Consider the following 10,237-nt stretch of genomic DNA (forward strand, 5'->3'; position numbering starts at 1 on the left):
TTCCCCGGCCCATTTGATGGGCATCAAAACGGGATTGGGAAGCCAATTCCGGGAGGGAAGTCATGAGAAATCGAATAGCGAGGGGACCGGCTGGCGCGGCTTTTCGGCGTTTTGCATCGGCCTGCTAGTGCATCGACCGCGCATGCAATTGGAACATCTACAGCAAACAAGATCTGTTCGCCTGAATTCCGTTCCATGATGTGAAAGTAACTCTCTAGATCAGCAATGTTTGTAACAACGAATTGACCTTGCTGCGCGTAAAGTCTGGGGTTGTTTCGAGGCGAGATACTGATACACGAGATATACGGCTTGAAGTACGGCAGAGTCACGCGAAATGGAGACATATCTTGTACGAATTTGCGTGATAGTCCGTAGACCCGTATGTGAGTTGCGTTCTTTCGCGCCTCAGAGAATTCAAAGGCATCTGAAAACGCAAAGAAAGCAGCAATGTAGGGGGATCTCGTCCAATCAAGTAGTGGCGTAGGTAGGCCGTGGTGTTGAGCTAAGCCAAGCAATTCCGCATAATCATCTGCGTTGTTGAGATCAAAGCGCAAACCAAGAACCGCTTCTGCATGCCCTCGGAACTGCAACAGATCATCGCTACAATATCGCTCTAAGCGATGACGGCCAGCACGATGTAGTGTCGTTTGAAGACGGAAGGAGTTGCTTCCGTGCCCCCGAAAGATAGCCGCATCGGAAACGTCTCGCGCACGGCTTGCCCATTTCTTGAATTCGTCCCATGTCTCGCACACATCGGCCTTGATGTGTGTCGAGCAATCAGGAGCTTGAAGAACAATTTTCCCTCCAAGCCCGTTGCTGTGGTTCCAGCGTCCCTCAAAGCCTTTGCCTGTCTTGTATAGCTCCCCGCAATAGCCGCTCAGGTGCTCACTTTCTTCAGGCGATAAACCGGGCAACCAGAGGGCTCCGCTGTCGTTTGCGCGGTACCAGTTAAAGGGGTGGAGATCGAAGGCGTTGTCCCCCCGAGGATGACAAGTAACAAGCGCTGCACCCGGGGTTACATCTTGCCCCCACCAGTGCAACATTCCTTGCTCTGGACAGTCAGAGTCCGCGCAAAACATGATGTTGGCGACGGCATTCTCAGTATCCAGATTACCGAAGAGCTGAGCAGGTACGACCACGGATGCACTCACGCTGAAGAGAGGGGTTGATTGTACCGTCGAGAAGTGTGGACTTGCCTCATCAAGCGGGGGCTGGGTTTAGTCCGAAGACTTGTGCAGGCCTCGTTGGGGGGCATCGGCAGTTCAGTTTTGCTCCGCTAGGGCGCTCTCCTGCCTGACTGAGATCGACGCAGTTGCTAGCCTGAGAAACTGTTGGGCACAAAGTTGGGCACAAATTTTGTACCGGGCGTGAAAAAGCAAAAAGCCAACTCCGAAGAGTTGGCTAAGTGCTTGTTTCTTTGGTCGGGGCGGCGGGATTCGAACTCGCGACCCCTTGCACCCCATGCAAGTGCGCTACCAGGCTGCGCTACGCCCCGACAAGCTGCGCATTATAGACATGGTTTCGAGGTTTGCCAAGCTTCTTTTGCATTTTTAGCTGGAAGTCGGAATCAGGAAGTCATCGGAGATGCGGCAGCCCAAGTCGAAGATGCGATCGCGGAAGTCCTCCAGGTACTTTCGGAAGCCTCCTTCAAAGATGCTGTCGATACGACCAAAGCGCAGATGAGACTCCAGTTCGCCGGCCAGGCGCTCAGTTTCAGCCGAACGGGCATTGGAGACGCGAGTCAGGTTGGAATACACCTCCTTCATGCTGCGAGCCAGGGATCGCGGCATGTCGGCACGCAGCACCAGCAACTCGGCCACCCGCAGCGGGGTGATCTGGTCGCGGTAGACCTTGCGATATACCTCAAAGGCAGAGACGGACTGCAGCAGCGCACTCCACTGATAATAGTCAGTAGCGTGGGCCTGCTCCTCGTCGGCACCCGGCAGTAGGTTGAGATACTTCACCTCAAGGATGCGCGCCGTGTTGTCAGCCCGCTCCAGGAACGTACCCAAACGGATGAAGCGCAGAGCCTCGTCCTGCAGCATGGTGCCGATGGTGACCCCACGCGACAGGTGGGAACGATACTTGACCCACTCGAAGAAAGCACCGGGGCCGGACTCAAGGAGCTTGGCTACAGTGAAGTCACGCATCTTCAACCAGGTTTCGTTGGAGGTTTCCCACAGCTCCGAGGTCAGGGTGCCACGCACAGCGTGGGCGTTCTCGCGGGTGGCGCGCAGGCAGCGGTAGATGCTGCCCGGGTTGTCCCGGTCGAAGATCATGAACTGGAGAACTGCGTCGGTGGAGTAAGCGCGGTGCTTGGCAAGGTAGGCATCCTGCAGTTCCATGATCTTGAGCATGCCGGACCACATGGCCTCCACTTCCTCGCCGTTCTGGGGCAGAAGGGAGAGGCGATAGGTGACATCAAGAATGCGGGCGGTGTTTTCAGCCCGCTCCATGTAGCGGGCCATCCAGAAAAGGTGATCAGCGGTGCGGCTCAGCATGTTTTCAGGCCTCCAGTACCCAGGTGTCCTTGGTGCCCCCGCCCTGCGAGGAATTCACCACCAGCGATCCTTCGCGCAGGGCGACTCGGGTCAGGCCGCCCGGCACCATCTGCACTTCGGTTCCGGAAAGGACGAAGGGGCGCAGATCCAGGTGACGCGGCGCGACGCCGCTTTCGACGAAGGTCGGACAATTTGAAAGGGCCAGCGTGGGCTGGGCAATGTACTTCTCGGGATTGGCGATCAGGTACTTGCGGAAGGTCTCGATCTGCTCCTTGGTGGAGGCCGGCCCGACCAGCATGCCGTAGCCACCGGCACCGTGCACCTCCTTGACCACCAGCTCGGGAAGGTGGGCCAGGGTGTAGGCCAGGTCTTCCGGCTTGCGGCACATGTAGGTGGGCACATTGTTGAGGATCGGCTCCTCGCCCAAGTAGAAACGGATCATCTCGGGGACGTAGGGGTAGATGGACTTGTCGTCCGCCACCCCCGTGCCGATGGCGTTGGAGACGGTGACGCGGCCGGCGCGGTAAGCGTCCAGCAGCCCCGGCACACCGAGCATCGAGTCCTTGCGGAAGTATTTCGGATCGAGGAAGTCGTCATCCACCCGGCGGTAGATCACATCCACCCGGCGTGGCCCTTGGGTCGTGCGCATGAAGACCTGGTCGTCACTGACGAAAAGATCCTGCCCCTCCACCAGCTCAACCCCCATCTGCTGGGCCAGGAAGGCATGCTCGAAGTAGGCCGAGTTGTAGGCACCAGGCGTAAGCACGACCACGGTCGGATCCGTCACACCCACAGGAGCGAGGCTGCGCAAGGTATGCAGCAGCATGTCCGGGTAGTGCTCGACGGGTGCAACCCGGTGGCGAGCGAACAACTCCGGAAACAGGCGCATCATCATGCGGCGGTCTTCAAGCATGTAGGAGACCCCGGACGGCACGCGCAGGTTGTCCTCCAGCACGTAGAACTCCCCTGCCCCGGCCCGCACCACGTCCACGCCGGCAATGGCCGCGTAGATGTCGCAGGGTACATTGACCCCCTGCATTTCGGGTCGATACTGGGCGTTGTTGAGCACCTGCTCGGCAGGGATGTGCCCGGCCTTGAGGATCTCCTGGTCGTGGTAGATGTCATGGATGAAGCTGTTCAGCGCCTTGACTCGCTGACGCAGGCCGGCTTCCAGATCTTTCCACTCCTTGGCGGGGATGATGCGCGGGATGATGTCGAAGGGAATCAGACGCTCGGTGCCCGATTCCTCGCCGTACACCGCAAAGGTGATGCCGTAGCGATGGAACAGGGAATCTGCCTCTGCCCGCTTGCGGGCGATGCGGTCTGCCGGAGTCTCGCTCAGCCACGCGGCATAGCCCGCGTAATGCGCACGGACACTCCCATCGTCCGCAGTCATTTCATTGAAGAATTTTGTGATGGCCATTAGCGCTCGCCTGTTATGTTGTGAAGCGGAGTTACCACCTTTGGCTTAGCTAAAAGCATGCCAATCAAAAAACCCTTATAAACAAACGACTTTTCGGCCTGTCGGGGCAATGCCGCACCAACGCAGTGCGAACGCACCGAACTGGGGAAGCCCCCATGCCGCAACTCGGTGCGCTCCCGCCCCGACGCCGCCCCGAATCCCTTTCTTTCCGCCATCTGGGAAAGACGCCACCGAAGCCTGCCAAGCACAGTGGGATACAGCGGGAGGCCGTGACGAATCTATTGCTTTAGATATAGGCAATGCCGATACAATCGCGCCCGGCCGCATGTGCGGCCCCAGGATTTCACCATGCCAAAGTCCCTCGCCAAGCCCCTGCTTCTCGCTGCCCTGGCCAGCAGCACCGTGCCAGCATCTGCCGACGACAGCCTGTACGCCCTCAAGCAGATGAGTCTCGACGAACTGGCCGACCTGCGCGTCAGCACGGCCACCCATCGCAGCGAGCGGCTTGAGGACACGGCTGCCGCGATCCACGTCCTGACAGCCGAAGACATCCGGCGATCGGGCGCCACGTCCCTGCCGGAGCTGCTGCGTACCGTCCCAGGCCTCAACGTCGCGCGCATCAGCGCCACCGAGTGGGCGGTGAGCGCCCGGGGGTTCAACAACCAGTTTGCCAACAAGCTGCTTGTCATGGTCGATGGACGCAGTGTTTACACGCCCTTCTTTTCAGGGGTGTTGTGGGATGAACTGAACATCGTCATGCAAGACATCGAACACATCGAGATCGTCCGCGGGCCCGGGGGGTCAACCTGGGGTGCCAACGCGGTCAACGGTGTCATCAACATCATTACCCGCCACGCCGAGGACACTCAGGGCACGCTGCTGAGCGTGGTCGGCGGTGATCTGCAGTCCGAGATAGTCCTGCGCAACGGCTTCAAGGCCGGCGAAAGCGGTCACGCCCGGGTGTGGGCAAAGCTGCATCAGAACGATCGCCTAGGCGGCACCCCCGATGACAGCGAGGACATCCACTGGCGCGGCGGACGCGCCGGCTTTCGCGGCGACTGGGAGATGGCCGGCGGCAACCTGATGGTTGAGGGGGAGAGCTTTCGCGAGCTGAAGCGCCAGGAACGCGCCTATTCCGGCGCCCACCTCCTTGGCCAATGGTCGCGAACCAGCGACGAAGCCCGGGACGAGCTGCGCGCCTACTTCAACCGCTTCACCCTCGATCACTGGATGGTGCTCAACAATGGCGCCCGGGCCGAGCTGGACACCTTCGACCTGGGCTACCGCCATCACTTCGCCCCCATTGGCGGGCACAACCTCATCGCCGGCGTGGGCTACCGCAACGTCGCCAGCGACGCCCAGATGACGCCTCCGGCAGGCGTCAGCCGCAGCAGCCGCACCGATCAGCTGTTCAGCGCCTTTGCCGAAGACACCCTGGCCCTGGCAGAGCGTCTCCAGCTGACGGTCGGGGTCAAGGTGGAACACAACGAATTCACCGGCCTCGAATGGCAGCCCTCGGCGCGCATGCGCTGGACGCCAACCAAGGGGAGCACCGTGTGGGCGTCGGTGGCCCGCGCCGTACGCACCCCTTCCATCATCGAGGACAGCGCACGCGTGACCTCCTACATCGGGCCCCGCGCCTTCACCAACGGCCTACCGCTGTTCGTCAATTCCAACGGCAACCCCAATCTCAACGCCGAGCGGCTGATCGCCTACGAGCTGGGTTATCGCGCCCAGGTCAATCCACGCCTCAGCTTTGACGCCAGCGTGTTCCTCAACGACTATGACCGCCTGGTAACCGTCGACATGATCGGTGCCCCGCGCCTGGTGCCCAGCCTGCCCAGCCCCTATCTCACCTGGAATGCCCTCGCCGGCAACAGTCTGAAAGGCAAGGCGAGTGGTTTCGAGCTTTCGGTGGACTACCGTCCCGCCGACACCTGGCGCGTTCAGGCCAGCTACACCTATCTGGACATGAACATGAGCGCGCTGCCAGGCAACACCGAGATCAACCCCCTGCGGGCCGCCGGCGAATCACCAGCCCACCAGGCCACGCTCATTTCCCGCCACGACCTGCGTCATGACCTGGAGCTCGACCTGCAGGCGCGCTATGTCAGCGCCCTGAGCACCTACAGCATTCCGGACTACCTGACCGCAGACCTGCGACTGGGCTGGCGCGCCACCAGCCGCCTCGACCTGGCCTTCAACGGGCGCAACCTGATTGGCCCAGCCCGCAAAGAGTTCGGTACCAACCTGGTCAACGCCAGTGACGCCTACCTGATCCCACGGGAATACTACGTCACGGCGAACCTGCGCTTCTAACCCTGCCTGCCTTGCTGCATACCGGCTCGTCGCCCCTTCTCGCCCTTCTGCGTCACAGCATCGCGGGTGCGTTGCTACTGCTCGCCCTTGTTCGGCCGCTGCACGCGGGCGACAACAGCCCGACAGCCTTTGCAGAGAACGAGGTCAAGGCCGCTTTTGTCTATAATTTCGCCCATTTTGTGCGCTGGCCCGAGGGGCACAGCCTGCGTCCCGGCGAGCCCTTCCGCTACTGCGTGCTCGATGATGCCCTGGCCGTGCTCCTGGCCAAGGCCGTTGCCGGCGAGACCCTGGACGGGCATCCCCTCATCGTCCAGCGCCAGCCCGACCCACGCAATTTTCAGGAATGCCATTTGATCTATTTCGGCGACCAATCCGCCATCAGCCCCGGCACCCAGACGGAACTTCTTCGGCGCCTCACGGGCCCGATTCTCACCGTCAGTGATCAGCCCGGCTTTGCTGCCCGGGGCGGCATGATCACCCTGACCCACAAACGCGGACGCATCCACCCGATCATCAACACCGACGCCATCGAGCGAACCGAGCTCAGAGTCAGCGCCAAGCTGCTCAATCTTGCCACCCTGACCCGTGACGGCAAGGGAAGCGCCCCGTGAAGCGCCTGGGCGAATACCCGATCAAGCGCCAGGTGGTGCTGATCGCCCTGATCACCACCACCTTGGGGCTTGTCGTAGCCCTGATGCTGCTGGTTTACAGCGAACTGCAGACTGCCGCACGGGCCATGCAGGACAACGCCAACGTCCTGACCCGCCTGGTGGGCGTCAACAGCACTGCGGCCGTCAGCTTCCAGGACCCGGATGCCGCCCAGGAGATCATTAACGCCCTGGGCAGTGCACCAGACGTGATCGCTGCCACCCTGCGCACACCCGAGGGCAGAGTCTTCGCCGAATACCACAGCAGTCTCCCGGGCCACGCCAAGATACTTGCCAGCGTTGAAGATCATCACAACAGCGAAACCTACCCGGGCGCCACGTTCGGCTCCCCCCGCCATCCCCTGGGTCTGCTGCTGGGCGCTCCTTTCCTCGAGATCGCCAATCCGGTTATCGTCGGCGGGCGTCAGGTGGGCACCATCGAGGCCTACTTTGACCTCACCCCCCTGCGCGATCTGGTACACAAGCGTGTGCTTACCGCCTCCGGCGTACTGCTGGCCGCCTCGCTGCTGGCCTGGCTCCTGGCATCACGCCTGCAGCGCCTGATTGCCAGCCCCATCGAAAACCTCGCTCACCAGATGCAGCGGGTATCGGAGACCCGCGACTACGCCCTGCGTGTCTGCCCCGAAAGCCGTAACGAAATCGGTACCCTGATGGACGGCTTCAACACCATGCTCGACCAGATCGAAGCCCGCGATGCGCAACTGCGCGTCGCCAAGGAAGCCGCCGAGCACGCCAACCAGGCCAAGTCCCTGTTCCTGGCCACCATGAGCCACGAAATCCGCACCCCGATGAACGGCATCATCGGCATGGCCGAGCTCCTCGCCTACACCCGCCTGGACACCGAGCAGGAACGCTTTGTGGGGCATATCCGCAGCTCAGCCGACAGCCTGCTGCGGGTGATCAACGACATCCTCGACTTCTCCAAGCTCGAAGCCGGCCGCATGACCGTCGAGGCCCTGCCCTGCTCGCCCCGGACCATCGTCGAAGACATTACCGGCTTCTTCCTTCACAAAGCCTTCGAGAAAAGGCTCACCCTGCACTACCACATCGACGACGACCTGCCCACCCGGATCGAGGCCGACCCCGACCGGCTGCGCCAGATCCTCATCAACCTGGTGGGTAACGCCATCAAGTTCACCGTCGATGGCGACGTGCATCTCCGTCTCACGCACCAGCCCGTCATCAACGGCGGCGGCCAGGCCGTCCGGCTGCATTTCAGTGTCCAAGACTCGGGCATCGGCATCGAGCCGGAGATCCTGCCCCAGCTATTCACCCCCTTCACCCAGGCCGACAACTCCCACGCCCGCCGTTACGGAGGCACCGGGCTAGGCCTGGCCATCAGCCATGAACTGGTCCAGCTCATGGGGGGCGAGATCGGCGCCACCAGCAAACCCGGCGAAGGCTCCACGTTCTGGTTCAGCGTGATCGTCCCCGTACTGGAGGCCGCACCTGTCAGCGCCCCGCCCTCCGAGCCCATCGCTGCCAACGCTGACGCAACGCGCCTCGCCGGCCTGCACGTGCTCGTGGCCGAGGACAACACCATCAACCAGTTGCTGGCAACCATGCAGCTCGAAGAGCTGCGGTGCACCTCGACCACCGTCAGCAACGGCCAGGAAGCCCTGCAGGTGCTTGCCCGGCAGCATTGCGACGTGATCCTGATGGATTGCCAGATGCCGCTGATGGACGGTTACGAAGCCACGCGACGTATCCGGGCCGGCGAAAGCGAAGGTCAGCACATCCCGATCATCGCCATCACGGCCAACGCCATGGAGGACGAACGGGACGCCGCCCTTGCCTGCGGGATGGACGACTTTCTGACCAAGCCCTACAGCCACCTCGCGCTGCAGGAGATCCTGCTGCGCCTGACCCGCCCCTTGCCCGCTGACGCCACCTGACCCATTTCAGGGCAAACAAAAAAAAGCCTTCTCAGGCATCGACTTGCCCTCATCCCCCACAACTTGTCCACAGCCTTTCCCACCATCCCTGTGGGCAATCCCCAGGCCTGTGCAAGAATGCACAGCCCCAACCCATGGCACCATCATGAGCCTGCCGGCAAGCGATCAGCCCGTCTCCACCCCCCCGCCACCTCTTGTCTATGCGCCGCCCGCCGGCATGCCACGCATCGTGTTTGCCGACGAGGCCCTGCTGGTGATCGACAAACCCGCGGGTCTCCTGTCGGTGCCTGGGCGCGGCCCCAGCCACGCCGACAGCCTGGCGGGCCGAATACAGGCCGAGTATCCGGACGCACGCATCGTCCACCGCCTTGACATGGCAACCTCGGGCTTGCTCGTAATGGCGCGGGGGCCTTTAATCGAACGCCGGCTCAGCATCGCCTTCCAGCAGCGGCAGGTGGACAAACGCTACATGGCCGTGGTGGCCGGATGCCCGCAACCGGAACAGGGAGAGATCAGTCTGCCCCTGATTACCGACTGGCCCAACCGGCCCAGGCAGAAAGTGGACCTGGAAATCGGCAAGCCCTCCCTGACCGCCTACACCGTAGTGGGCCATGACGGCGCGGGCAACGCCAGCCGTGTGGAGCTCCAGCCCCACACGGGGCGTTCACACCAGTTACGGGTGCACATGATGTCCATTGGGCACCCCATCCTTGGCGACGATCTCTATGCTGACCCGACCAGCCGCGCCGCAGCCCCGCGCCTGCTGCTGCACGCCACGCTGCTGGGCCTGACCCACCCCGACACCGGCCAGCGAATGGAATTCACCAGTCCGGCGCCGTTCTGAACGAGCGGCCCGGCACGGCGGAAAAGAAACCCCTCAGCCCTGGCGAAAAGCAATCACGTGGTCCGCCTCCAGGCGCACCCCGATCTTCTCGCCCAGAGCATGGTTGTGGTGGGACGGAACCAGCGACAGCACTTCTGCGCCACTACCCAACCTCAGGGTATACATGATGTCAGCCCCCCGGAAAGCCTTGTGCAGCACCTCGGCCCGGGTCGGGCTGGCATCATCGTGCACCACGTCGTCCGGCCGCAGCAAGACCTCCACGGCACACCCCCTACCGCAGGCTCGGCAGCCCAGGCTGCACTCCACTGGCACGCCAGAGTTAAGGGTGCCCAGCTCAATCTGCACATGGCGGTCGTCCAGCACCTCACCCTGTAAAAACACCCCCTTGCCAACAAAATCCGCCACAAAGCGGTTAGCCGGCCGGTGGTAAAGGTTGTAGGGTGTGTCCCACTGCTGGATGCGCCCGTCCGACATCACCCCGATTTCGTCAGCCATGGCAAAGGCCTCGTGCTGGTCATGGGTAACCAGCACCGCCGTCATGCCCTCCTTCTTGAGGATCTCCCGCACCTCTACCGACAGTCGCTCGC

Annotated in this window: 8 protein-coding genes and 1 tRNA gene; 4 read left to right on the forward strand and 5 right to left on the reverse strand. The window is 62.0% G+C overall.

All coding sequences use genetic code 11. The annotated features are described in order from the left end of the window. Window positions 1–23: 23 nt before the first annotated feature. The 4 genes from PHI64_RS22620 to PHI64_RS22635 all read right to left on the reverse strand — a co-directional run bounded on the left by PHI64_RS22620 (window position 24) and on the right by PHI64_RS22635 (window position 3,924). Window positions 24–1,139, reverse strand: a complete 1,116-nt coding sequence (locus PHI64_RS22620; protein ID WP_299888384.1) for an FRG domain-containing protein — start codon at window positions 1,137–1,139, stop codon at window positions 24–26. A 279-nt stretch (window positions 1,140–1,418) separates the two neighbouring features. Further along, a tRNA-Pro gene (locus tag PHI64_RS22625) sits at window positions 1,419–1,495 on the reverse strand. A gap of 55 nt (window positions 1,496–1,550) precedes the next feature. After that, window positions 1,551–2,501 carry an alpha-E domain-containing protein gene (locus PHI64_RS22630; protein ID WP_299888387.1) on the reverse strand — a complete coding sequence of 317 codons (951 nt, stop codon included), beginning with the start codon at window positions 2,499–2,501 and terminating at the stop codon, window positions 1,551–1,553. Window positions 2,502–2,505: 4 nt separating this feature from the next. Then, on the reverse strand, window positions 2,506–3,924 hold the full coding sequence (locus PHI64_RS22635; protein WP_299888390.1) for a circularly permuted type 2 ATP-grasp protein: 1,419 nt from the start codon (window positions 3,922–3,924) through the stop codon (window positions 2,506–2,508). 348 nt (window positions 3,925–4,272) lie between these two features. On the opposite strand from PHI64_RS22635, the gene PHI64_RS22640 reads away from it, so the two are divergent. The 4 genes from PHI64_RS22640 (at window position 4,273) to PHI64_RS22655 (ending at window position 9,650) form a co-directional block, all read left to right on the forward strand. Next, on the forward strand, window positions 4,273–6,243 hold the full coding sequence (locus PHI64_RS22640) for a TonB-dependent receptor (protein WP_299888392.1): 1,971 nt from the start codon (window positions 4,273–4,275) through the stop codon (window positions 6,241–6,243). Window positions 6,244–6,254: 11 nt separating this feature from the next. Then, entirely contained in the window at window positions 6,255–6,854 is a 600-nt protein-coding gene (locus PHI64_RS22645) for a YfiR family protein (protein WP_299888395.1), read from the forward strand. Then, window positions 6,851–8,806 (forward strand): ATP-binding protein, encoded by a 1,956-nt coding sequence (locus PHI64_RS22650; RefSeq protein WP_299888397.1) that lies wholly within the window; start codon window positions 6,851–6,853, stop codon window positions 8,804–8,806. Before PHI64_RS22645 ends, PHI64_RS22650 begins: the two co-directional genes overlap by 4 nt. A gap of 217 nt (window positions 8,807–9,023) precedes the next feature. Next, window positions 9,024–9,650 carry a pseudouridine synthase gene (locus PHI64_RS22655; RefSeq protein ID WP_299888402.1) on the forward strand — a complete coding sequence of 209 codons (627 nt, stop codon included), beginning with the start codon at window positions 9,024–9,026 and terminating at the stop codon, window positions 9,648–9,650. Window positions 9,651–9,683: 33 nt separating this feature from the next. Here PHI64_RS22655 and PHI64_RS22660 read toward each other — a convergent pair. Continuing rightward, a partial coding sequence (locus tag PHI64_RS22660) for a TOBE domain-containing protein (protein WP_299888399.1) occupies window positions 9,684–10,237 on the reverse strand: 554 nt, incomplete at its 5' end.

This window comes from Zoogloea sp., assembly GCF_028689785.1.
In the GTDB taxonomy this organism is placed as follows: Bacteria; Pseudomonadota; Gammaproteobacteria; order Burkholderiales; family Rhodocyclaceae; genus Zoogloea.